The following is a 24,958-nucleotide window of genomic DNA, read 5'->3' on the forward strand; positions in this document are numbered from 1 at the left end:
CCACCGGCGGCGCGCGTGCGCCGCCGGGTGGAGGCAGGTCTTCGGACTCGGGGGCGCGGGCGGTGCGGACACCGCTCCTCCTACTGGCCGCCGCTTCCCGGTTCCCGGCCTTTGCGACCGGATCACCAGTGCTTATGGCGACGCTCGTTCCCCCATACCGCTGCGGGGCAGTCCCGGATTCGCACCGGGTTCCCTCTTGCGACACGCCCCCTCCCCCGCCGGGCGGCGCCCGGACCTCGGGATGGCGCGTGTACCTTCCACGGCTGCAAGTATAGGGAGCGCCCCCCTTCGCCCCTGTACCCGGCGTACACCCCTTGTGTCCGGCCCGACGGCGTGAACCCCCGCCGCATGACCGGCGTCACACCCGATGTGAAGCGTTGCGCGGGCGGTCCTCCCCTGTCGTCGCCCGCGGACGTTCGTCTGACGATGGACGTGGAGATCCCCTCGTGAACAAGCAGTTCCGTTCGACCATGGCTCCGGACCACCCCCTGATCACGGTTCTGGTGGCGCTCCTGGTTCTGGCAGGGATGGTGTTACTGGCGATCAGGCCCTCCGACGAGGCCGACCCACCGGCGGACGAACGCCCGGCGTCCTCCGCCGAGGAGGAGGCACCGCCCCCGGCCGAGGGCGAACCCGACGGGCTGACCGTGGTGGACGCGGCGGACGTGGTGGGCGCCGGGGAGGCCGAACTGGCCCACGACGGCGGGGTTCCCGTCTCGGTGACCTACCCGGTCATCCCCAACGCAGAGCCGCTGACCGACTTCCTGGAGCGCGAACTCGGCCGCGAGGCGCACGCCTTCGAGGCCGCGAACCCCGGCGCGATCTCCTTCGAGGCGGAGTGGAACCTGACCGCCGCGGGCGACGGTCTGGTGGGGGTCAGGATGACCCGGGTCGAGACCGACTCCGAGGGGGCCCGGGAGGGGTACACCACCTACTGGTACGACACCGCCACCGCCGAGCCCCACCCCTCCACCGCACTGATCGCCGGACAGGAGGAACTGGAGGAGCTCAACGCCCTGGTACGCGAGACGGCGGGCAACGGCGACGGCGACTCCGCCGATCCCGGCGTCATCCACCCGATCAGCTCCCTGTACGACTCGATGGGCTTCAACCCCGACGGGGACCTGGTCGTGGAGTTCGACGCCGGGCAGGTCGCTTCCGCGGCGAAGGGCCGTATGCACGCGGTGATCGACGCGGAGAGGGCCGGGGCGCTGCTGTCCGAGCTGGGCGCGCGCGTGCGCGACGCCGCGACCGTGGGTGTGGAGGGCTTCGAGATCCCCGCCCCGCCCCAGGTCGCCGCGGACGGCGCCGCGGACGGCGGTGGGGACGGCCCCGCGGTCGGGGAGCTGGACCCCGTCGACGAGGGCGTCGACTGCTCCGACCCCGACACCAAGTGCGTCGCGCTGACCTACGACGACGGCCCCGGCGGGCGCACCCCCGAACTGCTGGACGTGCTGGCCGAGCACGGCGCGCGGGCCACGTTCTTCGTCACCGGCTACCCCGTCCTGGAGCACCCGCACACGGTGCGGCGCGCCTACGCCGAGGGGCACGAGCTGGCCAACCACACCCTGGGCCACCCCGACCTGGCCGGTCTGAGCACGGACGGGGTGCGTTCGGACCTGGACACCGTGCAGGCGCTGGTGTACCGGGAGACGGGGTACACCATGGACCTCATGCGTCCGCCGTACGGCTCAACCGACGAAGGTGTGGCGTCGGTGGCCGAGGACATGGGCCTGGCCCAGATCCTGTGGAGCGTGGACACCCTCGACTGGAAGGACCGGAACGCCTCGCTGGTCCGCGACCGGGTGCTGGGGGGCGCCTCGGACGGGGCGATCATCCTCATGCACGACATCCACGGCACCACCATCGACGCCTCCCGCGCGGTCATCGAAGGGCTGGACGCCCGCGGGTACACCATGGTCACCGTGTCCCAGCTGCTCGGGACCACGGCCCCCGGCGAGGTCTACGTCGACGGTGTCCCCGACGCCCCCGAGAAGGACGCGCGGGAGGACGCCTAGGAGGGACGGCTGCCGGGAGGCGGGGCCGACACTCCGGGGAGAGGGGACCGGCGCGTCGGGCACGGGGCGCCGAGGCCGTGAACGGGCGGGGGACAAGCGCGTCCCAGGCGCCTCCCCCTCCCGTGGAGGTGACCGCATGCGGTCACCTCCACGGGACCGGGCACCGCGTCCTCTATGTTGCTCCCAGCAGCCGCGTTAGCACCCGCACAGGGATGAGGGAGTCCGGTGTTGTCGTCGACCCGAGTTCATCCGAGCGAGACCGTCAGGTGTCCGGTGGGCGAAGGGCGCGGACCGCGGGAGCGCAGACCCCGGCGGACCGCGGCCGTGCTGGTGGCGCTGGTCCTGCCCTTGACGTCCTGCGGTGCCCAGGAGGCCACATCGGGGACCGAGGGCCCGGAGCTGATCACGGTCCTGCTGGACGCGCCGGGTGGGAAGGTCACCGAGTGGCGGGGTGAGGCGGACGACTTCGGGGACCACCCGTACAAGCCCGAGGGCCTGGAGGTCGACGTCGCCTACCCGCGGTTCGAGGGGGCCGAGCCCTTCGCCCAGGGGCTGGCCGCGCAGGTGGACCAGGAGGTACGGGACTTCCGCGGCGGCAGCCGGCAACCGGTGAGCCTGGAGATCGGGTGGGAGGTGGTCGCCGCCGGGCACGGCGTGCTGGGCGTGCGCCTGGTCCGGACCGAGGAGGACTACCACGGGCTGCGCCAGGGATACGGGACGTACTGGTACGACGTGTCCACCGGCCACACCGCGTACGCGACGGAACTGCTGGCCGACGACGCGGCGCTGGAGAGGCTCAACGGGATCGTGCGCGAGGCGTTCGCCGACGAGGAGGACGTGGACGTGGAGGGCCTGCACCCGGTGATGCGCACGTACGACTCGATGGGGTTCAACACCGACGGTGACCTGGTCGTGGAGTTCGACGACGGGCACCTGTCCCCTGTCGTGGAGGGCCACCCGCCGACGTCGGAACCGGGCCGGATGGTCGCGGTCGTGCCCTCGGAGCAGGCCCTGCCGCTGCTGTCCGACCTGGGTGGGCGGGCGCGGAAGGCGTCGCTGGCCGAGGAGCCCGTGCTGGCCGTCAAGGCTCCGGTCACCGAACCGGACTCTCCCCCGGCGGTGCCGGGGGTGGTCTCGGCCGGCGCCCCGGGCGTGGACTGCGCGAAGGACAAGTGCATCGCCCTGACCTTCGACGACGGCCCGGCCAGGGCGACACCGCACCTGCTGGACCTGCTGGCGGAGGAGGACGTGAGGGCGTCGTTCTTCCTGAACGGCGACCCGACCCTGACCCGGCCCGGTGTGCTGCGGCGCGCCTACGCCGAGGGTCACGAGATCGGCAGCCACAACGACCTGCACGAGCACATGCCGAAGCACTTCGCCGGAGAGGAGCTGGCCGGTCAGGTGGCCGCGGTGAGCGCGATGGTACGCCGCCAGACGGGGCACACCGTGAAGCTGTTCCGGCCGCCGTTCGGGGACAGCTCGCCGAAGGTGCTGGGAGAGATCGGCAGGCAGGGCATGGCCGAGATCCTGTGGAGCCAGGACAGCGAGGACTGGACCGACACGAGCCGCGACGAGATCGTGGAGAGCGTGGTGGAGCAGGCCGAGCCCGGCGCGGTGGTGCTGCTGCACGACACCCTGTCACCGACCCTGGCGGCGGTCCCGGAGATCATCGAGCGGCTACGCGGGCAGGGGTACGCGTTCGCGACCGTCAGCCAGGTCTACGGTGGCCCGGAGATCGGTGAGAGCTACCCGCCCGAGGGCCTGGCCTGACGGTCGCGGCGAAGGCCGCGGGGTGGGCGACCGCCCTCGGAGGAGGGCCGGCGCCCCGCCCTCCCGCGCCGCGCGACGGGGCTGGGGAGCGTTCTTCGGGGCCTTTCCGCCGCGCTTCGGTCCGTGTCCGGCTCGCCCCGGGAGCGGGAGCCCCCGGCGCCTACGGCGGCGGCCCGCCCGTCGCCCGCGCCGCCTCCCGAGCCCCGCGGGCGCCCGAACAACCCCATGGGCGAAAAGGACCCGGTCCGAAGAAGCAGGCCCTAACCGCCGGAGGCTGCGGAGTCCGGCCGCCGGCCGGTGTCCGCCGGGGCGGGGACGTCGGCGCCGACGGCCTCGCCGATGGAGCGGTAGCCGGAGGCGCGGACCAGCCGGGCGAGGCCCCGGTGGATGCGGCGGGGCCAGAGGGGGCCGCCGTAGATGAGGCCGGTGTAGCCCTGCACGAGGGTGGCGCCGGCGCGGATGCGGGCCCAGGCGTCCTGGGGCGTCTCGATACCGCCGACGGCGACCAGGGTGACGCGGTCGCCCACGCGGGCGCGCAGGCGGCGCAGCACCTCCAGGGAGCGCCGCTTGAGCGGGGCCCCGGACAGTCCGCCCGCACCGGCCGCCTCCACCTGGTCGGCGGAGGCGGTGAGGCCCTCGCGGGAGATGGTGGTGTTGGTGGCGATGATGCCGTCGAGGCCCTCGGCGAGGGCGAGGTCGGCGACGGCGTCGATGTCCTCGTCGGCGAGGTCCGGGGCGATCTTGACCAGGAGGGGCAGGTCCGGGTGGCCGGACTCGGCGAGGGCCCCGCGCACGGCGGCCAGGAGCGGGCGCAGCTGCTCCACGCCCTGGAGGTTGCGCAGCCCCGGCGTGTTCGGCGAGCTGACGTTGACCACCAGGTAGTCGGCGTAGCGGGCCAGGCGCCGGGCGCTGACGGCGTAGTCGGCGGGGGCCTCCGCCTCGGGGGTCACCTTGGTCTTGCCGATGTTGACGCCGAGCACGGGGCGGCGTCCGCCGCGCCGGTGGTGGAGGCGCTCGGCGACCAGGGCCGACCCCTCGTTGTTGAAGCCCATCCGGTTGACGATCGCGCGGTCCTCCACCAGCCGGAACAGGCGCGGCTTGGGGTTGCCCGGCTGGGGCTGGGCGGTGACGGTGCCGATCTCCACGAAGCCGAAGCCGAGCGCGGCCAGCCCGGAGGGGCTCTCCGCGTTCTTGTCGAAGCCCGCCGCGAGTCCCAGCGGGCCGGGGAACTCCCGGCCCAGGGCGTGCACGGTCAGCTCCGGCTCACGCGGCCCGAGCACCCTGCCCATCGCGGCGGCGACGCCGGGGAGGGCGGCCACACCGCGCAACGCGGCGAAGCTGAGCTTGTGGACCTTCTCCGCGTCCATGTGGCGCAGGACCGATCGGAAGACAATCTGGTAGAGCACGGTCATCCGTTTCCGTCGCCCTCGCGCTCTGCGAGGTAGCGTTCGAGTTCCGCGCCGAGCTCGTCGGCGGTGGGCAGCTTGGCCTCGTCGTCGGCCAGCGGGAGCGTGGGACGCTCCTCGGGGTCGGTCCGCGAGGACATGATGTCGTCGTACTGGCGCTCCAGGTTGGCCACGACACGCTGGACCTCCTCGGAGGCCGCGACCTGCTCGGCGATGTCGACGTCGGTCGTCCGGGCGGCCTCCTCCAGTCCGCTGGTGGGCAGCGCCAGGCCCGTGGCCCCGGCCACGTACTCGGTGGCGGCGATGGCGGCACGCGGATACTGGGACTGGGCCAGGTAGCTGGGCACGTGGACGGCGTAGCCGACGAAGTCGTGGCCGCTCTCCCCCAGCCGGTACTCCAGCAGCGCGGTGGCGCTGCCGGGCACCTCGACGCGGCCGATCCACGGGGTGTGGCCCTCGACCAGCTCGGGGCGGGTGGAGTGCGGGGTGACCGTGACCGGCCGGGTGTGCGGAACGGCCATGGGGATGCCGTGGGTGCTGATGGACAGCGTGACGGAGAAGTGGTTGACGAGTCGCTCGACGGCGGCGGCGAAGGCCTCCCACTCGCGGTCCGGCTCCGGGCCGTGCAGGAGCAGGAAGGGGGCGTCCTCCTCGTCGTGCATCCGGTACAGGGCCAGCTTGGGCGCGTCGTAGGCGGTCCAGGTGTTCTCGACGAAGGTCATCGTCGGACGGCGCGACCGGTAGTCCACGAGGCGGTCGGTGTCGAAGGTCGCGACCTCCTCCGCGGTGAACCGTTCGAACAGCGACGTGACCATCTGGCGTCCGGTGTGTCCGGCGTCCACGAAGCCGTCCAGACAGACAAGCATCGCCAGCCCGGCGACGTCGTCGAAGCCAGGGTGGAGTTCGTACAGGTCTGCGGAATCACGCACCGGGTTCTCGTCTCCAAAAGGGTCGGGGCCGCAGGGTCCGCGTTCACCCGGTGGCCGGAACACGGCCGGGTGGGCCCGGCTTGGTGCTGCCTGGGGTGTTGTGCCCTGCTTTTCCACAATACCGATCCGGTTCCCCCAGGACCGAGCCGTGGGACCACCCTCACACCCCCACACCCTCCCCCCACACCGGATCGGTGGGATCCGCCCCCCACACCGGATCGGTGGGAGCCGGCCCCCCAGGACCGAGCCGTGGGACCACCCTCACACCCCCACACCCTCCCCCCACACCGGATCGGTGGGATCCGCCCCCCAGAACCGAGCCGTGGAACCACCCCCACACCCGAAGGGCCCCGCCACAGCGGGGCCTTTCTCCGTCAGCGCAGGTCGGCCACACGCAGGGAGCGCAGCCGGTTGAGGACGGCGGCGACCTCGTACCGGCGCGGCAGGACGTAGTCCCCGCCGAAATCGGAGCCCAGCAGCGTGACACCCTTCCTGTCCAGGGCCTCTTCCAGGGAGTCGAGCGCCTCGGCGAGGGTACGGGCGCCGTCCAGGTGGCGGCCGCCGACGAGTTCGCGAAGGGCGAGGCCGGCCCCGGTGATCTGGCCGGGGTCGGCGAACTGCTCGATCGCGCGCACGTCGATGTCGCTCTCGCCGAACACCAGCACGTCCGTGTCACGGCGCTTGATCTTTCCCCGGCCGCGCGAGGTGGTGTCGTCCACGGAGGCGGGGTCGACCACCCGGGCGCGCGGCAGGGTGAAGTCGGCGTCGACGCGCTCGTGGGCCAGCTCACGGGCCCGCTCGGTGACGTCGTGCGGGTGGTAGGCGTCGAGCATGACCACCTGGTCGGCGACGTCGAAGTAGTCGCCGCTGCCGCCCATGACCAGGACCGTGGAGACGCCGTGCTCGCGGTACAGGGGCCGGACGAGGTCGATGAACGGGACCAGGGGCTCGCGGTCGCCGTGGACGAGGGCCTGCATGCGCTCGTCGCGGATCATCAGGTTGGTGGCGGTGGAGTCCTCGTCCACCAGCAGCGTGTGCGACCCCGCCTCCACGGCCTCGCAGATGTTGGCGGCCTGCGAGGTGGACCCCGAGGCGTTCTCGGTGCGAAAGTCGCCCGTGTCCGCGCCGGTGGGCAGGTTGCGCACGAAGGGGCTGACGTCCACGCGCTCGACCCGTCGGCCCTCCTCGGCACGGATCTTGACGGCGTCGTCCCTGGTCACCACGAGTTCGCGTCCGTCCCCGGGCACGTGGTCGTAGACGCCGCGCTCCAGGGCGTGCAGCAGCGTGGACTTGCCGTGGAAGCCGCCTCCGACGATGAGGGTGATGCCCTCGGGGACACCCATGCCGCTCACGGTGCCCCGGTGCGGCAGGTCGACGCTCACCCTCAGGCTCTCGGGCGGGCTGAAGGGCACGGCGCCCCGGGTCATGGGCTCGTCGCTGACGCCGCTGCGCCGGGGCAGGACGGCTCCCTCCGCGACGAAGGCGACCAGTCTCCGCTCCGCGAGCTGGGCGCGCAGGGCGACCGTGTCGGCGACGGTGTCGGCGAAGGCGACGGCCTCCTCGGCGTCGATCTCCTCCCAGTCCAGGTCGTCGACCAGGTCGGGCAGGGTCCGGCACAGCTCGCGTTCTGCGGTGCGGCCGTCGATGCGGCGGCCGTGGCCGGGCAGGTCGATACCGATGCGCAGGTCGATACCGCCGTCGGTGAGCTGGCAGGAGGATCGCTCGATGACCTCCTGGCCGCCGGTGTCGATCTTGAGCAGCGACCCCCGCAGCAGTCTGCGGGCGCGCCGCCCCAGGTAGTCGGCGGTGGCGCGGCGGCGCACCGGGTCGCCCCAGGCGCTCTTGGGGATGCCGGCGTCCGGGACGAGCACCCGCACGCGCGAGGGCGGTGCGAACGGGTCGGACTGGACCCGCTGCACGGTCAGGGTGAAGTCGCCGAAGTCCCAGTCGCCCTTGAGGGACTTGTAGCGCCCGTAGGAGGCCCCGTCCATGCGCAGCAGCTCACTGGAGAGCCTGGCGTCGTCGCGGACGCCGCGGATGGGCTCGGGCTCGGGCTTGCGCCCGCCGCCGCGGCCTCCTCCGCCGCCGTACCGGCGCCCCTGGCCGCCCCCGTACCGTCCCGTCATCACTGTCCCCCTGGGGTGTCGCTTCTGCTGCTCCGGCCAGGTTAGGCGTTTCGCGGATCCTCCGCAGAGGGCCTGTGGACGACCCGGGGCACCGGCAGACGGCGCGGGGAGCGCTTCCCGGATACTGAGCGCATGCTGATGATGGATGTGATCCTGGACGCCCGTCCCGCTCCCGGCTTCGACCTGTGGCCGACGGCCCGGATCCCCGCCGGCCGCGCGTCCGTGCTCTCCGGAAACCTGGCTCCGGCCGAGGTGGGCACGGCCCTGGCCGCGTGGGCCGACCGCAACCACGACGACGAGGACGGCGAGGCCCTCGCGTCGGCGCCGACCACGGTCGACTACCTCCGCCGCGCCCTCGCCAAGGAGCCGTCCATCGCTCCCGGCGGCCTGCGCCTCCGGCACACCGGAAACGGGATCACCTTGTCCCCGGGCTGCTGCTGCGGCCTGGAGGACTGGCGCGAGTGGCTCTTCCTCCTGGACGGCGATCTGCCCTGGACGGGGCACTCGCCCGATCCACGCATGGAGCACCACGGTGACACCGTACGGATCTGGCCCGACGAGGACGATGCCACGGGCGTACCCCTCGTACTCCCCCTCGCCGAACTGCCCGGTCTGCTGCGGTCCGCGCAGCGTGAGATGACCGCCTTCCTCACCCTCGTGGAGCGCTGGGCCGGGCACCACGCCCCGGGAATGGGGCCCGTCCTGCGCGCCAGACTCGACGCGGACCTGCACATCACCAAGCCCCTGCCGTGACGAGGAAGCGCTCTCCCGGTACCCGCGCGCCCGGGGCGGCGGAGGGACCCGGAGGACGAAACCGGCCCCGGGGGGTGCCGGGGCCGATCTCTCGGGGGTGCGCCACACGCTCCTCCGGTGCCAAGGGGGTGCACCGGGGAGTGCGGCGGGCACCTCCCCGGGAGGGGTGGGGAGGTGCCTCGGTTCAGTTTTACCGGAAGTCGGGGCCATGCGCGGGGAAAACCCGGATTTCGTCGGCCCGAGGTGCGCTTTCGACGGTCACAGGAACCCTTCCGGCGATGGCTGTGCCTGGTCGGCCCTGCGGACCGGGCCCCTCACCCCTCCAGGGCCACGCGCAGGGCCCGGTCGTGGTCGTCCACGGGCTCGTCGGCGAGATCGTCGACGAACACCGCGACGAGCTCCCCTCCTCCGTCGGCGACCCGGTCGAGCAGTTCCCGCCAGTGGTGCAGGTTGGGGTGCTCGAACTCCGTGCACGCCTCCGCCGGGGCCAGCTCCGCCACGGCCGCCCCCAGCTGGTCGGCGGAGACGGGGTGGCTGGCGGTGCCGCGCCGGTGACCGACCGCCCGGGCCAGGACCACCGCGGGCAGGTGGTTGCCGCCCTTGTTGGCCAGCGCGAACACCGTCCGCCCGCCGCGTACGAGGCCGACCCCGTAGGCGGCGGGCCTCCGCCAGTCCGGGTGCTCGGCCTCCAGGCGCTCGCGGACGGCGACGATCTCCTCCTTGGTGGTCCACCGCTCCGCGGAGGGTTCCTCCCGCCGGTCGCGTTCCGCCTGGATGTGCAGGGTCCCCGTGGCGACGGACACCGCCCGGCCGCCGATCAGCACGCGCTCGCCCCGGTCCTCCAGGAGCAGGTCGCCGCCGCGCGCGGAGGCCTGGTGCGCGGTCAGCGCGCTCCGGCCCAGGCGCTCGGCCCAGAACGGGGTGAGTACGGTGTGCGCCCTGCCGGTGACCGGGTCCTCGGGAACGCCGACGTTGGGGGCGAAGACTCGGGAGACGAAGTCGGGGCCGTCGCCACCGCGGGCGGTGGCGATCACCAGGTGGTACGGCAGTCGGCCGAGCGCGGCCGTGTCGGGGGCCAGGCCGCGCACGGTGCCCTCGTCGGCGAGTTCGACCAGCAGGTCGTCCTCCCCGCCCAGGCCCACCCACAGGGGCTCGGCGCCCAGGGCCTCGGCCAGTCCCGCGGGCGCGTCCACCTGCTTCGGGGGCTTGGCGGGAAAGTCCATCCACAGGCGCCCGTCGCGCTCGGTCACGGTGAGGACGCCGCTGCGGGTGGTGAAGCGGTAGGGGCCGGGGAGTCCGCGTTCGGCGAGGGTGTGGGCGGTGGCCAGGGTCGCGTGCCCGCACAGGTCGATCTCGACGGTGGGCGTGAACCATCGCAGCTCGTAGTCGGCGCCCTCCTCGTCCACGGGACGGACGAAGGCGGTCTCGGACAGGTTGAACTCGGCGGCCACCCCCTGCGCCCAGCTGTCGGGGTAGTCCCCGTCCAGGACCAGGACGGCGGCGGGGTTCCCGGCCAGGGGCCGGTCGGTGAAGGCGTCGACCACGCGGTACTCAGGCATGGGGCCAAGACTAGGAGTGCCCCGGGGGCGCGCCAAGGTCCGGTCGGCGGCGCGGTGGACCCTTTCCCGCGGTGCCCGGGAGGCCCCTACAGGGGCGGCTCGTCGAGGATGAACATGGTCTGCGTGCTCTTCACCTCGGGGAGGCGCTGGAGGCGTTCGAGGACGAAGGTGCGCAGGGCCGCGGCGTCGGTCACGCGGACCAGCAGGAGCAGGTCGACGTCCCCCGAGACCAGTGCGGCGTGGTCGACCTCGGGGATGTCGCGCAGGTAGCCGCGAAAGCGCTCCCAGGAGTGCTGTTCGATGCGCACGGACACGTAGGCGGACAGGGCCGTGCCGTACTTCTCGGGGTCGATGACGGCGGTGAACCCGCGGATGACGCCCTCGCCGCGCAGGCGTTCGAGGCGGGAGTAGGCGTTGGCGCGGGAGATGTGCGCCTGTTCGGCGACCGCGCGGATGGACATGCGTCCGTCGTCGCGGAGCAGGGAGATGATGCGACGGTCGGTGTCGTCCAACTGCACGGCCATGTGTCTTACCTCATACCGCTCACACGATGATCGAATGAGAACATCCGGGTCGCCGGGCCGCACTACTGGGCAGTTCGTCCAGCATCGGCGTAGGGATATCGACAATATGGGGTTATTCACCTCATATTCAAGACATGAAGCACACCGATGAGCGATCTCGTCAGGCTCCTCCACTCCCCTCGACGGAGCCCGTGCGCCTCGTGGACCGGCACGGCCGGCGTGTGGAACACCCGTTGTTCACCGCTCCCGACCCCGCCCGGCTCGCCGACCTCCACCGCGCGATGGTCATCGGACGCCGCTTCAACCAGCAGGCCGGCACACTCGCCCGCCAGGGCCGCCTCGCCGTGTACCCGTCCTCGACGGGGCAGGAGGCAGCCCAGGTCGGCGGTGTGCTGGCCCTGTCGGAACAGGACTGGCTCTTTCCCAGCTACCGCGACAGCGTCGCCCTCATCACCCGCGGGGTCGACCCGGCACAGGTCCTGACCCTCTTCCGCGGCGACTGGCACTCCGGGTACGACCCCCGCCGCCACCGTTGCGCGCCGCAGTGCACCCCGCTGGCCACGAACGCCTCGCACGCGGTGGGGCTGACCTACGCCGCGCGCCGCAAGGGCCACGACGTGGCCGCCCTCGCGCTGATGGGCGACGGGGCCACCAGCGAGGGCGACGCCCACGAGGCCTACAACTTCGCCGCCGTGTGGAACACCCCCGTGGTCTTCCTCGTACAGAACAACCACTGGGCGATCAGCGTGCCCCTGCGCCGGCAGACCGCCGCCCCGACCCTGGCGCACAAGGCGATCGGCTACGGGATGAGGGGCTACCACGTGGACGGCAACGACGCCGCCGCGGTGCACGCCGTGGTCTCCCGGGCACTGGCCGAGGCCCGGGCCGGGGGCGGGCCCGCCATCGTCGAGGCGGTCACCTACCGGGTGGACCCGCACACCAACTCCGACGCGCCGCAGCGCTACCGGGACGAGTCCGAGGTCGCCTACTGGGTCGAACGCGACCCGCTGCTGCGCACGGAGGCCCTGCTGCGCGCGGAGGGCGTACTCGGGGACGCCGAGGAGACGGACCGGGTCCTGGCCTCCTTCGGCGCCGACGCCGAGAGGGTCGCCGCCCTCGTGCGCGAGCGCATGGCCGGGGAGGACGCGCCGGACCCCGACTCCCTGTTCACCGACGTCTACTCCACGGTCCCGCCCCTGCTGGACCGGCAGCGCCGCGAGCTGGCCGCCGAGCTGCGGGAGGTCTGAATGACGCGTGCCCCCGGTGGTGACGCGCCCGCCGAGGTGTCGATGGGCGCGGCCCTCAACCGGGCCCTGCGCGACGCGGTCGCCGGGGACCCGGACGTGGTGGTGTACGGCGAGGACGTCGGGCCGCTGGGAGGGGTGTTCCGGGTCACCGACGGCCTGCACGGGGAGTTCGGCGACGAGCGGGTGTTCGACTCCCCTCTGGCGGAGTCGGGCATCGTGGGCACGGCGATCGGCATGGCCATGTACGGCCTGCGCCCCGTGGTGGAGATGCAGTTCGACGCGTTCGCCTACCCGGCCTTCGAGCAGGTGGTCTCGCACCTGGCCAAGACGCGCAACCGGACCCGGGGCGCGGTGCCGCTGCCGGTGGTCGTCCGGGTGCCCTACGGCGGCGGGATCGGCGGGGTGGAGCACCACAGCGACTCCTCCGAGGCCTACTACACCCACACCCCGGGCCTGCGCGTGGTCACGCCCGGGACCCCGGCGGACGCCTACTCGATGCTGCGCGAGGCCATCGCCTGCGACGACCCGGTGGTGTTCCTGGAGCCCAAGCGCCGCTACTGGTCCAAGGAGGCCGTCGAGCTGCCGGTGCGCACCGAGCCGATGGACCGGCCGGTGGTGCGCCGGCAGGGCACCGACGTGACCCTCGTCGCCTACGGGCCGATGGTGGAGACCGCCCTGGAGGCGGCCGGGGCCGCGGCCGGGGAGGGGCGTTCGATCGAGGTCGTGGACCTGCGCCAACTGGCCCCTCTCGACGACTCCGTCCTCGTGGAGTCGGTGTGCCGCACCGGCCGCGCCGTGGTGGTGCACGAGGCCTCGGTGTTCGGCGGGTACGGGGCCGAGGTCGCCGCCCGCGTCACGGAGCGGTGCTTCCACTACCTGGAGGCTCCGGTGCTGCGGGTGGGCGGGCTGGACGTCCCCTATCCCCCGCCGAGGCTGGAGGGGTACCACCTGCCCGACGCCGAACGGATCCTGGCCGCGGTGGACCGGCTCCAGTGGGAGTCGGAGTGGGTGGAGGGAGGCCCCGGGTGAGCGAGCGCGTCTTCGCCCTGCCCGACCTCGGCGAGGGGCTGGCCGAGGCGGAGGTCCTGGCCTGGCTGGTGTCGGTGGGCGACGAGGTCGCCGTCGACCAGCCCGTGGCCGAGGTGGAGACCGCCAAGGCCTCCGTGGAGGTGCCCTGTCCCTACGCGGGCACGGTCACCGAACTCCACGGCGCGGTGGGCGAGGTGGTCGCGGTCGGCGCTCCCCTGCTCACCGTCGCCCCGCGTACCGCACAGACCTCCGTGCCGGACGCCCGGGAGGGGTCCGGACCCGCAGGCGGCAACGGCGCCGCCACCGAAGCGGGTTCGGGAGCCGTCCTGGTGGGTTACGGCACGGGATCGGGCGCGCGGACACCGCGTCGGCGCGCCCGCGGGCGGGACGGGCCGCCACGGTCAACGGCGACCGGCGGCCCGCCCGCGTCCCCGGCCGGGCGCGTCCGCGTGGTCTCGCCGCTGGTACGGCGCCTGGCGCGCGAGCACGGGATCGACGTGGCCTCGGTACGCGGTACCGGGGAGGGCGGCCTGGTGCTGCGCCGGGACGTGGAGTCGCTGGCCGCGGCACGGGAGCCGGCGTCCGCGTCCGCACGGGAGACCGCCGCTCCCGGACCCGCGCGGGAACGTCCGGGGACCCACCGCAGGCCGCTGCGCGGAGCACACCGGGAGATGGCCGAGCGCCTCTCGCGGTCGCGCCGGGAGATCCCCGAGGCGACCGTGTGGGTGGACGCGGACGCGACCGGCCTGCTGGAGCTGCGTAGGGAGTTGAACGAGGCCGGGCCGGACCGCCCGGTGAGCGTACTGGCGCTGGTGGCGCGGTTCGCGGTCGCGGGACTGGCCCACTTCCCGGAGCTGAACGCGCACTTCGACCACGGGCGCCGCGAGGTGGTGCGCTTCGACGCCGTGCACCTGGGGTTCGCGGCGCAGACGCCGCGCGGCCTGGTGGTCCCGGTGGTGCGCGACGCGCACCGGTCGACCACACGTGAGCTGTCGGCACGGCTGGGCGAGGCCGCCGAGGCCGCCCGTGCGGGCACGTCGGCACCGGAGGACCTGCGCGGCGGGACGTTCACAGTGAACAACTACGGCGTGTTCGGCGTGGACGGCTCCGCGGCGATCATCAACCACCCGGAGGCGGCGATCCTGGGCTTGGGCCGGATCCTGCGCCGTCCATGGGTGGTGGGCGAGGACGTGGTGCCCCGCCCCGTGACGGAACTGACCCTGGCCTTCGACCACCGTGTGTGCGACGGAGGCGTGGCGGGCGGGTTCCTGCGGTTCGTGGCGGACTGCGTGGAGCGCCCGCGCCTGCTGCTCGGCGACGTGTAGGACGGCCGGTTCGGGGGCCGCGGCGCACCGCCGCGGCCCCGTCCGCTCCGCGGGGCCCTTCGGGGAACGGTTCCCCGGAAGGACCCCGCGGATGGTCACCTGCCGCGCAGCCTGTCGACCACGGAGCTCAGGCGCGAGCCCAGGCTGTGGCGTCCGCTGCTCGGGGCCGTCAGGCGCCCGCCCTCGTCGTCGGCACCGGCGTGCGCGCCCGTCGGGCGGCGGGTCCAGGCGAAGAACAGGGCGATCAGCAGGGCCGGGATGAGGGCCAGGGCCAGCAGCCCTGTGCCGCCCATGACCCCGTCCGAGCCCATGAGCTGGAATCCGGAGAGGTCGTTGGCGGCGGTCTCCGCGGTCACGCCGCCGTCACCGCCGTCGTCGCCCTCACCGTCGTCGGCGGCGCCCTCCTCGGTCTGCTCCTTCCTCGCGGCGTCCTGCCCGGAGCCGCCGTCGGTGTCCTTCTCGGGAGTCGCCTCCTCCGAGGGCTCCTCCGAGGGCTTCTCCCCGGATTCCCCGGCGGACTCCTGCTCCTCCTGGGGCAGGGCCTCCTCGGGGATCGGGGAGACCGCGTCCTCGCACTTGTTCCCGGGCTGCTGGAAGGGGTGCGGGGCACCCTCGGTGCCGTGGCCGTCGCCCCACTCGGTGATGTAGTACTCCACCTCGAGGTGGCCGTTGCCACCGCTCACGGTGTAGCTGGACTCGTCCCACGTCTCGCCGGTGATCTCGGCGAAGGTCTTGCCGTCCATGTCGAGCAGTACGTCACACCCCTGGGAGGGGGCGCCCGGACCGCGGTCGCCGATGAAGAACTCGGCTTTCTTGCCCTCGTAGACGATGTAGCCCTCGGTGCCGAGCGGCCAACTGGGGCTGGAGAACAGGCCCTTCTGCATGGGTTCCCCGCTCGCGGGGGCTCCCGTGTCTCCGTTGATTCCGGAACCGTCGTCCCAGAAATAGGTCGCGGTGACTTCGCCGTGCTGAATCGGAGTGTCTTTACTCATGAAGTGAAAGCCGGGTTGACGACAGGGCCGAGAAGACCGCGGACACGACGCGCCGAGTACGCGGGCACGCTGGGTGCGCCCCCGCGAGGGCGTGTCATGACAGGGGTTCTCCCGCGTCGCTGGCGGCGAGGACGGGCGGGAACGGGAGGTGTCTCCGCTGGCACGGGCACGTGGATTCGTGCGGCCCTGTTCCCGGGAAGAGGTCTCGACTCCCTTGCGGCACATGGCCGGTCAAGGGCTCGGCATCGGTTCGCCAAGAGGCAATAACGAACCGATCACGAGGGACCCTAACCCACCCTTTGAGTAAAGCGTGCGACCTTGCGGGTAAAATGACTTTGCGTGTCTGCCGCAATACGTTACGAATAGGGACGTACAAGGGTCCGGAAAAGCGAAAAACCCCTTGTGGGAAGGGGTTTACGGACCCGCCCGAGGACGGCGGGCGGGTCCGTTCCGTGGTCCTCGTCATACGACGGCACCCGCCCGCGCGGGCGGGTCGGAGTAGCCCGGAACCGCGCACACACCGGCAGATCGGGGTATTCCTGAGCAGACCACGCCAAACGCAGGCAAAGGTGGCAAAGACCACGCCACCCAGGTGTTCGGCGGAGGCCGACGACGGCCGGAGCGCTCCTGGCGCCGGGCGGGGGCGCGCCTTCCCGAGGAAGGGCCCCTCCCCCGCCCGGCGGCGGCCGAGGAGCGTCAGGTCACCTGCGCGCGCCGGGCGAAGCGCTCCTGGCGCCACTCGCCGGTCTCCACGACCTCCAGCAGGGCCGCCGCGGCGTCCCATACGTCCACGTAGCGCAGGTACAGCGGGGTGAACCCGAACCGCATGACGTCGGGGGCCCGGAAGTCGCCGATCACGCCGCGCTCGATGAGCGCCTGCACGATCGGGTACCCCGCACCCTCCTCCGGCTGCACCAGGGCGACCTGGCTGCCGCGCCGCCCGTGCTCCGACGGCGTGATCGAGGAGATCCCCGCCTTGGCCGCGCGGTCCAGGAACAGGTCGGTCATCGCCAGGCTCTTGGCGCGCACCTGCTCCATGTCCGCCCGGGCCCACACGTCCAGGCTCGCCTCCAGGGCGGCGTCGGCCACCAGCGGCTGCGAACCGCTCAGGAATCGCGACACCCCCGGCGCGGGCTCGTAGCCGGGGCTGAAGTCGAACGGACGGGCGTGCCCGTGCCAACCGCTGAGCGGCTGGTCGGCCACGGCGTGGTGGCGCCGGGCAGCGTACAGGAACGCGGGGGCGCCCGGACCGGCATTGAGGTACTTGTAGGTGCACCCCACCGCGAAGTCCGCGCCGCTTCCGGACAGGTCGACGGGAACCGCGCCCACGCTGTGGCACAGGTCCCAGACCACCAGGGCACCGTGTTCGTGGGCCAGGCGGGTGATGCCCGGCATGTCGCGCAGGACGCCGCTGCGGTAGTCCACGTGGCTGAGCAGCAGGACCGCGACGTCCCCCGCGGCCAGCGCCTCGGCCATCCCGGGACCGTCGGGGTCCACACGCCGCTGGGTGGCGCCCGCGAGGGCGACCGCGCCCTCGGTGACGTACAGGTCGGTGGGGAAGTTGCCCCGTTCGCCCAGCACGACCGAGCGGTCGGACATGCGCAGCGCCGCGACCAGGGTCTTGAACAGGTTCGCCGAGGCGCCGTCGCCGACGACCACCTCGTCGGAACCGGCCCCCACCAGCGGTGCGATCTTGGCGCCCAGGGTGCGCGGCTTGTCCCACCATCCGGCATCGTTCCAGCTGCGGATGAGGTCGCGCCCCCACTCGCGTTCGATCATGTCGGCGACCCGGCCGGGGGTGGAGCGCGGCAGCGCGCCCAGCGAGTTGCCGTCCAGGTAGACCACACCCTCGGGGAGGACGAACTCCTCCCGGAACGCGGCGAGGGGGTCGGCCGCGTCGAGCGCGACGCAGTCCTCACGGGTGGCGGGGATCATCGGGTCCTGCTTCCTCTGGGCGGGGCGAACGGGGTCACGGGCCGGCGGCGCCGCGGAGGAACCGCGGCCCGCGGGGAACGGGGGTGCGAAGAGCGGGTCAGATGGTACTGCGCAGGGACCACAGCTCGGGGAAGACGTCCTGCTCGGCGTTGCGCGCCAGCCAGGTCAGGCCGTTGGAGCCGCCGCTGCCGGTCTTGCCGCCCATCGTGCGCTTGACCGCGACGAGGTGGCGGTGCCGCCACCCGGTCACGCGCTCGGCGACGTCGAGCAGCGCCTCGGCCAGCAGGAACAGGTCGTTGCCGGGGTGGTCGTCGGCGTAGACGGCCTTCCAGGCCGCCTCGACCTCGGCGCTGGGCTCGTAGGGCCGGGTCCAGTCGCGCTCGGCCCGGTCGTCGGGGACCGACAGGCCGCGGCGGTGCAGCAGGCGCAGCGCGGCGTCGTAGAGGCCGGGGCGCTCCAGCAGGTCCGTGAGCTGGTCGACGACACCGCTCATGGCCTTGTGCGGGCGGATCATGGCGGCGGACTTGTTGCCGAGCAGGAACTCCAGCTTGCGGTAACCGTAGGACTGGAAGCCCGAGGCCTCGCCGAAGGAGTCGCGGAAGCGGTTGAACTCGGTGGGCGTCATGTCGGCGAGCAGACCCCAGGAGTCGTTGAGCACGTCCTGGGCCTTGCACGCGCGGCGCAGCCAGGCCAGGGCGCCGGGCACGTCGTCGGCCTCCAAGGCGTCGCGGGCGGCCTCCCAACGCTCCTGCACGAGGGAGAACAGCAGTTCCATGACCTGGGTGGCGATGATGAACGCGGACTCGGCGGGCTCGTCGGTGCGCGGCCTCTGCAGGCCCAGCAGGGTGTCGATACCGGTGTAGTCGACGTAGGGGGTGTTCTGGTCGAAGGACAGGGTCGGTCCGTCCTGCCCGGATCCGTCCCGCCCGGATCCGTCCTGCCCGACCCCGTCCCGCTGCGCCCGGGCCGCCTGGGCCGCATCGGCCTCCTCGGCGTACGGGCACTGCTGGGCGGTGGTGGAGAGCATGGGAACCCCTTGTCGGACTCGTGTGAGCGGCTGTGCGGTCACGGCGCCGCGGGGAGGGAGCGCCCCCGCGCACGGCACCGTACGTGTGAGATCACATCATCGGACAGCCACACCCCCGAGAGGAATGGTCACCGGACACGCAATCCGGGCGTTGATTTAGCATTCGTAAGTGAGAGCGCCCCTCGACTTTGGGAGCACAAAGCATGGCCTCACGGTTGGCGACCCCGTTGGACAGCGTTGACCAGCGCATCCTCTCCGAGCTCCAGCAGGACGGGCGGTTGTCCTACAACGAGCTGTCCCGCCGGGTGAACCTGTCGGCGCCCGCGGTGGCCGACCGCGTACGCCGCCTCACCGACCGCGGGGTGATCACCGGCTACCACGCGCACGTGGACCCGGCCGCCGCGGGACTGCCGGTGACCGCGCTGGTGCGCATGGAGTGCTTCGGCGCGCACTGCCTGCTGCGCGAGCACTCCTCGCTGGAGCTGCCGGAGATCCTCCAGGTCCACCGGGTGACCGGGGACGACTGCTGCGTCCTGCTCATCGCGGTCCGCTCCATGGAGCACTTCGAGGAGGTCATCGACAGGCTCGCCGAACACGGCCGCCCCTCCAGTACCATGGTCATGTCCAGCCCGGTGCCCTGGCGCGCCGTGACGGCGCCCGTGTCGGGGCGCCCCTGAGCGGCGGTCCGCCCCGGGCAAGCCCCATGCGGGCCCGACCCGCGCGAGAACGCGTGCCCCACCGGTTCGCCTAGTGGGCTGACCGGATACGTCGCCGGTGTGACAAGAGTTTCCGGTCACCCCACTAGAGTTCTGTGGTGAGCGTTCTCATCGACACACCCCTCTGGCCCGGACCGCGCGGCTGGCTGTTCGCCCATCTGGTCAGCGACCGCTCCCACGAGGAGCTGCACGCCTTCGCCCGCGCCCTCGGCGTGGGCCCCCGCGCGTTCGATCGCGACCACTACGACATCCCCGAGCACCTGCACGCACGCGCCCTGGAGCTGGGCGCCGAGCACGTCGGCAGCCGCGAGCTGGTCACCCGTCTGCGCGCGTCGGGGCTGCGGCGGCCCAAGCCCGCACGGGCACGCGGCCGCGCCTGAGCATCCCGGGCCGGGGTCGGTCGGGCCCCGCTGCGCCCGAGGCGCGGCCCGCTCAGGGCGGGGGCTCCTCCTCCGGGGGCAGCGCCTCCAGCCGGTCGAGCTCGGCGAGCATGTTCACCCGGGCGCGCGCCTCCCAGTGCGCGCGCCCGAACGGGGTGTGGAACAGGTGCGGCGCCTCCAGCAGCGACCGCAGCACCCCGGCGCGGCCCGCGCGGAACTCCTCGTCGGGAACGTGGCGGTACTCGGCGCGGATCGCCGTCGTGTAGGCCAGGTACTCGTCGGCCGGAGCGGCCAGCACGGACAGGTCGGCGTCGCAGACCACCGCACCGTCGGCGTCCCACCTGCCGGGCCGGTGCGTCGCGGTCACCCCGACCAGGCGCGCGACCTCGCGGGCGAACGCGGGCCCGGCCCCCATCAGGGACAGCAGCCGCTCGGCCAGTTCCGCGCTCTCCCTCTCGTCGCGTCCGGGGACCCCCTCGTAGACGGCGTCGTGGAACCAGACCGCGTAGCGGACGCGGTCGGCGTCGCGCGCCTCGTTCCGCAGGAGGCCGACCGCGCGCAGCGTGGCCTCCAGGTGGGTGAGCGTGTGGTAGCGGCGGTGCGGCTCACTCCAGCGGCCCAGGAGCTCGGCACCGACCGCGACCGCCTCGGGGGTGTTCCCGGCGAGCTCGCGCCAGGCGGCCTCCATCCGGGCCTCGACCTTCCGGTTCGGCGGCGCACCGCCGGGGCTGTGGGAGCTCATGTCCCCATTCTCCCCACACGGTCGCTCCGGACTCAGGTGAGGGAGGTGTCCACGAGCCCGGCCTCGTAGGCGAGGATGGCCGCCTGCACCCTGTTGCGCATCTCCAGGCGGTTGAGGATGGCGCTGACGTAGCTCTTGACGGTGCCCTCCACCAGGAACAGCCGCTCGGCGATGTCGGCGTTGGACAGCCCCGCGCCCACCAGGGCCAGCACCTCGCGCTCGCGCTGGGTGAGCTCCTCGATCCGTGCCGCGGCGGCCGCCTCCCGGGCGGCCCGGGCCCCGCCGAACCTGGCGATCACCTGCCGCGCCACCTGCGGGGACAGGTAGGCGCCGCCGTCGGCGACGGCGTGCACCCCGCTGATCAGCTCGCGCGGGTCCCCGGCCTTGAGCAGGAAGCCGCTGGCGCCGCCGCCGAGCGCCTGGGAGACGTAGCCGTCCTCGCCGAAGGTGGTGAGGATGACCACGGCGGTGGAGGGCGCGGCCCTGCGGATCTCGGCCGTGGCGGCGAGGCCGTCCATCCGGGGCATCCGGATGTCCAGCAGCGCCACGTCGGGGCGGTGGGAGAGCACCATCTCGACGGCCTCGCGCCCGTCCGCGGCCTCGGCCACCACCTCGATCTCCGGGTCGCTGCGCATGATCGCCCGCACACCGGCGCGGATCATCGCCTCGTCGTCGGCGAGCAGCACCCTGATCACGTCTGTTCCCTCCTTGCGGCGTCCGGTTCGGGGGTCCCTGGTCAACGTAGCGGCGCCTCTCCCTTGGTCAGCAGGCGCCCCTCGGCGAAGCACACCTGGTAGAGGACCGTCTCGGCCGCGAAGAGCCCCGTGTCGCTGCGGTAGTAGCTGCACGTGGCGCCCGGGGGGACGGCGTCCTCCTCCAGCATCCGGGCGTCCACGTACATCGAGGCCGCCGGAAGCACCTCCTCCACCTCGGCCTGGCTGTCCCCGACCCTCAGGGCGGCGAACTCCTCCGGGGCCAGCGCGGTCTCCTCCATGTTCCCGGCGGTGATCCAGCCCAGGACGAGGCCGACCGTCACGGCCGCCATGACCGGCAGCAGCACCAGGGCCAGCGACCAGCCGCGCACCCTGCGCCGGGCGGCCGACTGGAGCTGGTCGATCTCGGCGCCGCCCTCCGTCGAGGGCCCCGCCTCGACGGTGCCGTCCAGCGGCATGACCGCGCAGACCTCCCAGCCTCCGCCGCCGTCCGGTCCGGCGGCGAAGGAGCCCCCGGTCAGGCGGACGCGCTCGCGCAGGCCGATGAGTCCGCGCCTGCCGCCCTCCTCCGCCTTCGGACGCCGCCCCCGGGGCGCGGAGTTGACCACCCGGACCTCCACCCGCTCCCCGTTCGCGGTGAGCCACACGGTCACCTCGGAGCCGGGCGCGTACTTGGCGGCGTTGGTGAGCGACTCCTGGACGACCCGGTGGACCGCCCGGTCGACCATCGACGGCAGACCGGCGGTGTCGCCGTCGCGTACCAGGGCGACCCGCATCCCGGAGTCGCGGACCCGGCCGACCAGGGCGGCGACGCCCTCGTCCGCGGGGGACATGGGGACGGGTTCGGCTTCGGTGCGCAGCACGCCGATGATCTCCCGCAGGTGCTGGGTGGCGGTGACGGCTGTGGCGCGCAGCTCGGCGGCCGAGCGGCGGTGCTCCTCCGCCAGGTCGGGGGTGACCTCCAGCGCTCCGGCGCGCAGGGCGATGAGACTGAGTTCGTGGCCCAGGGAGTCGTGCATGTCCTGGGCGATGCGGGAGCGCTCGCGCAACCGGACCTGGTCGACGGTGAGCCGGTGCTCGCGTTGGAGCTGCCTGGCGTGTTCCCAGCCCGCGGTGGCCAGGGCGACGTGCTGGCGCCGGTAGACGCCCACCAGCCAGGGAAGCACGACGCTGAACACCATGGTGCTCACGGTGGTGGTCCACACCATCACGTCGTCGGGCCTGGTCAGGACCGCCGCCGCCAGCCACAGCACGGTGCCGGAGACGAAGAGGGCCACCGCGGACCACACGTCGGGCATGCGGCGCCCGACCAGGTAGGCCACGCAGAGCACCAGGACGCTGAAGCCGTACACCCAGAACGAGCCGAGCAGGGCCACGACCAGGGAGAGCAGCGGGTAGAGGCGGCCGAGCACGACGACCAGGGCGGTCAGCGCGGCGCTGGCCACCGCGGTGGCCAGCGCCTCGTCGGCGGGCAGGTGCCCGGAGGCCCACCGGAAGAGGACCTCCACCAGGCACAGGGCGGTGATCGCGGCCCCGAACAGCACGTCGCGCAGGACGGCGCCCCTGGTGGGCCAGCCCGCCAGGGGACGCAGTGCACGCTGGACGAACGCGCGCGGTTCGGACAGATCCATGCCGGTGAACCTACACACTCCGCCGGCGGGGCGGCACTGCCGAAAGTCAGGGTGGTGCTCCGTCCCTCCGTCGGAACCCGCGGTCCTCCCCGGCTCCGCCGGGCCTTCCCCGGGCGCTTCACGAAGGGGAGGAGGGAGCGGGAACCGGGCCCACCGCCGGGAACCGGCCATATCATGGGATGAATTTCGGCCCTCCCGCGATTGCCCGCGCCGCACCGCCGTGCTGGGATCCGGGAGGCGGGAACCACAACAGGACGAGGGACGGATGTCACCACTGCAGACCCTGCGGCGCATGCACGACATCGCCGGATGGCCGCTGCTCCTGACCACCTTCCTGGCCCGCCTGCCCATCTCCATGTCCCTGATCGGGCTGCTCACACTGGTCACCGCCACGACCGGCAGCGTGGCCGCGGCCGGTGCGGTGACCGGCGCCTTCGCCCTCGGCGAGACCGTGGGCGGCCCCGTCATCGCCCGCTTCGCCGACCGGCACGGCCAGCGGGTCCCCGTGCTGGTCACCGCGCTCGTGGACGCCGTACTGATCACCGTGCTCGTCTACGCCGTCCTGGCCGGGGCCTCCGCCCCCGTCCTGGCCGCGCTGGCCGCCGTGGCGGGTATGTGCATGCCCCAGATCGGCCCCATGGCCCGCACGCGGTGGGTGGTGCTGATCCGGCGGGCCGGGCACCGCGGCGTGCAGCGGGAGCGCTCGCTGGCGGCGGCCATGTCGGTCGAGGGAGTGCTGGACGAGGCCGCCTTCGTCCTCGGCCCCGCGCTGGTGGGCCTGCTCACCGTGGCCCTCTCACCGTCGGCGAGCGTCCTGGGCGCCGCGGCGCTCATCGGCCTCTTCGGGGCCGCGTTCGCCCTGCACCCCACCGCGCCGCCCGGAGCCCCTCCCGCCCCCGGCGCCGAGGGCCGCATCGCCACGCCCGCGCTGCTGGTACTGACCGTCCCCATGTTCTGCCAGGGCCTGTTCTTCGGAGGCATGTCCACCGGTGTGACCGCGTTCGCCGCCGCCTCGGGGCACGGCGACCTGTCCGGGCTGATGTACGCGGTGATGGGCGCCAGCAGCGCCGCCGCGGGGCTGATGATGGCCTCCCTGCCCGTGGGGTTCGCTCTCACGGTGCGCACCCGGGTCGCGGCGGGCGCGCTGTTCCTGCTCACACTGCCGCTGTACCTGGACCACGGCGCGGTCGGTCTGGCGGTGTCCGTCTTCGTGCTGGGCGCGGCGATCGGCCCGCACATCGTGAGCCTGTTCGGGCTGATCGAGCGGGCCGCCCCGGCCAGCCGCCTGTCCCAGTCGATGGCCGTCGTCCTGAGCTGCCTGATCCTGGGCCAGGCGCTGGGGTCGACGGTCTCGGGCGCCCTCGCCGGCGCCCACGGCCACCAGGGGGCGTTCGCGCTGGCCACCCTGGGCGGGCTGGTCTCCTTCGCGGTGGCCACGCTGGCCATGCGCACCCGCTGGTACGGCCCCACGGAGGGCGGATCGCCCTCCCCCGAGGCGATGACGGAACCCGCGCAGGAGGGCTGAGAGGGGCACCTTGCATGAACAGGGTGATCCCGGGAACATCGGGCGTTAAACCCGCGTTAAAGAGGCGCCCATCGTTCAGACTCCGACCTAGGCTCGATGATCGTGCTCGACCTACTGGCCACCATCGGCCCCCGCCGCAAAGAGGTGCCCGTGCCACAGCTCAACGGGCTCGCCCGCGTCACTCTGTCGGTCCGCGACCGCGACGAGAGTGTGCGCTTCTACCGCACGGTCCTGGGCTTCCAGGTCCTGGGCAAGCGCGATCACGAGGGCACACGGCGCACCGAGTGCCGGCACCCGGCCTCGGGACTGCTGCTGGCGCTCATACAGCACCGAGACAACTTCAAGGGCAGGTTCGACCGCAGGCACTGCGGCCTGGACCGCCTCACCCTGGGTGTGGCCAACCTGGGCGAACTGGAGGCCTGGGAGGAGCGCTTCGCGGAGATGGACGTGGAGCACTCTCCGGTGATGCACGGCGAGGAGGGCTCCACACTGCTCTTCTACGACCCGGACGGCACCGAACTGGCCCTGTTCGCCCGCGCCGAGCTCGACGCCGACGACAGCTGAGGGCGCGGCCGGGCTCCACGGCAGGGGCCCGCACCGTCGGACGGGCG

General features: G+C 73.1%; 20 protein-coding genes, 1 pseudogene and 1 riboswitch. Of the genes and pseudogenes, 10 read left to right on the forward strand and 11 right to left on the reverse strand.

All coding sequences use genetic code 11. From position 1 onward, the window contains the following. Nucleotides 1–35 precede the first annotated feature (35 nt). Nucleotides 36–198, reverse strand: a riboswitch (cobalamin riboswitch). A gap of 272 nt (nucleotides 199–470) precedes the next feature. After that, nucleotides 471–2,018, forward strand: a complete 1,548-nt coding sequence (locus tag A6A08_RS10830) for a polysaccharide deacetylase family protein (protein ID WP_073702785.1) — start codon at nucleotides 471–473, stop codon at nucleotides 2,016–2,018. 228 nt (nucleotides 2,019–2,246) lie between these two features. Then, nucleotides 2,247–3,788 (forward strand): polysaccharide deacetylase family protein, encoded by a 1,542-nt coding sequence (locus A6A08_RS10835; RefSeq protein WP_073702430.1) that lies wholly within the window; start codon nucleotides 2,247–2,249, stop codon nucleotides 3,786–3,788. A gap of 260 nt (nucleotides 3,789–4,048) precedes the next feature. Here the strand turns inward: A6A08_RS10835 and A6A08_RS10840 are convergent, their stop codons facing one another. The 3 genes from A6A08_RS10840 to A6A08_RS10850 all read right to left on the reverse strand — a co-directional run bounded on the left by A6A08_RS10840 (nucleotide 4,049) and on the right by A6A08_RS10850 (nucleotide 8,249). Next, nucleotides 4,049–5,200 carry a quinone-dependent dihydroorotate dehydrogenase gene (locus A6A08_RS10840; protein ID WP_073702431.1) on the reverse strand — a complete coding sequence of 384 codons (1,152 nt, stop codon included), beginning with the start codon at nucleotides 5,198–5,200 and terminating at the stop codon, nucleotides 4,049–4,051. After that, nucleotides 5,197–6,123: a proteasome assembly chaperone family protein gene (locus A6A08_RS10845; RefSeq protein ID WP_073702432.1), complete on the reverse strand. Its 927-nt coding sequence runs from the start codon at nucleotides 6,121–6,123 to the stop codon at nucleotides 5,197–5,199. The genes A6A08_RS10840 and A6A08_RS10845 overlap by 4 nt, the downstream gene beginning before the upstream one ends. A gap of 374 nt (nucleotides 6,124–6,497) precedes the next feature. Further along, nucleotides 6,498–8,249 (reverse strand): ABC-ATPase domain-containing protein, encoded by a 1,752-nt coding sequence (locus A6A08_RS10850; protein ID WP_073702433.1) that lies wholly within the window; start codon nucleotides 8,247–8,249, stop codon nucleotides 6,498–6,500. A 132-nt stretch (nucleotides 8,250–8,381) separates the two neighbouring features. On the opposite strand from A6A08_RS10850, the gene A6A08_RS10855 reads away from it, so the two are divergent. Next, nucleotides 8,382–9,002 (forward strand): hypothetical protein, encoded by a 621-nt coding sequence (locus A6A08_RS10855; RefSeq protein WP_073702434.1) that lies wholly within the window; start codon nucleotides 8,382–8,384, stop codon nucleotides 9,000–9,002. 773 nt (nucleotides 9,003–9,775) lie between these two features. Here A6A08_RS10855 and A6A08_RS10860 read toward each other — a convergent pair. Next, nucleotides 9,776–10,561 (reverse strand): annotated as a pseudogene (locus tag A6A08_RS10860) (PhzF family phenazine biosynthesis protein); the annotation flags it as partial. An 86-nt stretch (nucleotides 10,562–10,647) separates the two neighbouring features. Beyond that, on the reverse strand, nucleotides 10,648–11,085 hold the full coding sequence (locus tag A6A08_RS10865; protein ID WP_073702435.1) for an Lrp/AsnC family transcriptional regulator: 438 nt from the start codon (nucleotides 11,083–11,085) through the stop codon (nucleotides 10,648–10,650). Nucleotides 11,086–11,219: 134 nt separating this feature from the next. Between A6A08_RS10865 and A6A08_RS10870 the strand changes: the two genes are divergently transcribed. Genes A6A08_RS10870 through A6A08_RS10880 form a run of 3 tightly spaced genes read left to right on the forward strand, consistent with a single transcriptional unit; the run spans nucleotide 11,220 to nucleotide 14,686 of the window. Further along, nucleotides 11,220–12,332, forward strand: coding sequence for a thiamine pyrophosphate-dependent enzyme (locus tag A6A08_RS10870; RefSeq protein ID WP_073702436.1), 1,113 nt, complete (start codon nucleotides 11,220–11,222; stop codon nucleotides 12,330–12,332). Continuing rightward, entirely contained in the window at nucleotides 12,333–13,361 is a 1,029-nt protein-coding gene (locus A6A08_RS10875; RefSeq protein ID WP_073702437.1) for an alpha-ketoacid dehydrogenase subunit beta, read from the forward strand. It abuts the gene before it with no gap. Beyond that, nucleotides 13,358–14,686: a dihydrolipoamide acetyltransferase family protein gene (locus A6A08_RS10880; protein ID WP_199866898.1), complete on the forward strand. Its 1,329-nt coding sequence runs from the start codon at nucleotides 13,358–13,360 to the stop codon at nucleotides 14,684–14,686. The genes A6A08_RS10875 and A6A08_RS10880 overlap by 4 nt, the downstream gene beginning before the upstream one ends. A 95-nt stretch (nucleotides 14,687–14,781) precedes the next feature. On the opposite strand, the gene A6A08_RS10885 is transcribed toward A6A08_RS10880, so the two are convergent. From A6A08_RS10885 to A6A08_RS10895, 3 genes are all read right to left on the reverse strand, one after another. Continuing rightward, nucleotides 14,782–15,678, reverse strand: a complete 897-nt coding sequence (locus A6A08_RS10885) for a hypothetical protein (RefSeq protein WP_073702439.1) — start codon at nucleotides 15,676–15,678, stop codon at nucleotides 14,782–14,784. Nucleotides 15,679–16,374: 696 nt separating this feature from the next. Next, nucleotides 16,375–17,613, reverse strand: a complete 1,239-nt coding sequence (gene kynU, locus A6A08_RS10890) for a kynureninase (RefSeq protein WP_073702440.1) — start codon at nucleotides 17,611–17,613, stop codon at nucleotides 16,375–16,377. A 97-nt stretch (nucleotides 17,614–17,710) separates the two neighbouring features. Then, entirely contained in the window at nucleotides 17,711–18,640 is a 930-nt protein-coding gene (locus A6A08_RS10895; RefSeq protein WP_073702441.1) for a tryptophan 2,3-dioxygenase, read from the reverse strand. Between the two features lie 203 nt (nucleotides 18,641–18,843). On the opposite strand from A6A08_RS10895, the gene A6A08_RS10900 reads away from it, so the two are divergent. Together A6A08_RS10900 and A6A08_RS10905 are read left to right on the forward strand one after the other, a co-directional pair. Continuing rightward, nucleotides 18,844–19,317 carry an Lrp/AsnC family transcriptional regulator gene (locus tag A6A08_RS10900; protein ID WP_073702442.1) on the forward strand — a complete coding sequence of 158 codons (474 nt, stop codon included), beginning with the start codon at nucleotides 18,844–18,846 and terminating at the stop codon, nucleotides 19,315–19,317. 137 nt (nucleotides 19,318–19,454) lie between these two features. Next, nucleotides 19,455–19,736, forward strand: a complete 282-nt coding sequence (locus A6A08_RS10905; protein ID WP_073702443.1) for a DUF4031 domain-containing protein — start codon at nucleotides 19,455–19,457, stop codon at nucleotides 19,734–19,736. 52 nt (nucleotides 19,737–19,788) lie between these two features. Here A6A08_RS10905 and A6A08_RS10910 read toward each other — a convergent pair whose 3' ends face one another. Genes A6A08_RS10910 through A6A08_RS10920 form a run of 3 tightly spaced genes read right to left on the reverse strand, consistent with a single transcriptional unit; the run spans nucleotide 19,789 to nucleotide 22,822 of the window. After that, entirely contained in the window at nucleotides 19,789–20,478 is a 690-nt protein-coding gene (locus A6A08_RS10910) for a metal-dependent phosphohydrolase (protein ID WP_073702444.1), read from the reverse strand. Between the two features lie 32 nt (nucleotides 20,479–20,510). Continuing rightward, the gene (locus tag A6A08_RS10915) at nucleotides 20,511–21,173 is read right to left on the reverse strand and encodes a response regulator transcription factor (protein ID WP_073702445.1); all 663 of its coding nucleotides are present in this window, start codon (nucleotides 21,171–21,173) and stop codon (nucleotides 20,511–20,513) included. Between the two features lie 41 nt (nucleotides 21,174–21,214). Next, a complete protein-coding gene (locus A6A08_RS10920) occupies nucleotides 21,215–22,822 on the reverse strand; it encodes a sensor histidine kinase (RefSeq protein ID WP_073702446.1) in 1,608 nt (535 codons plus the stop codon). Nucleotides 22,823–23,087: 265 nt separating this feature from the next. On the opposite strand from A6A08_RS10920, the gene A6A08_RS10925 reads away from it, so the two are divergent. Together A6A08_RS10925 and A6A08_RS10930 are read left to right on the forward strand one after the other, a co-directional pair. Next, the gene (locus tag A6A08_RS10925; protein WP_073702447.1) at nucleotides 23,088–24,347 is read left to right on the forward strand and encodes an MFS transporter; all 1,260 of its coding nucleotides are present in this window, start codon (nucleotides 23,088–23,090) and stop codon (nucleotides 24,345–24,347) included. Between the two features lie 96 nt (nucleotides 24,348–24,443). Further along, the gene (locus A6A08_RS10930) at nucleotides 24,444–24,911 is read left to right on the forward strand and encodes a VOC family protein (protein ID WP_073702448.1); all 468 of its coding nucleotides are present in this window, start codon (nucleotides 24,444–24,446) and stop codon (nucleotides 24,909–24,911) included. The last annotated feature ends 47 nt before the right edge of the window (nucleotides 24,912–24,958 follow it).

Source organism: Nocardiopsis sp. TSRI0078 (genome assembly GCF_001905145.1).
GTDB lineage: Bacteria > Actinomycetota > Actinomycetes > Streptosporangiales > Streptosporangiaceae > Nocardiopsis.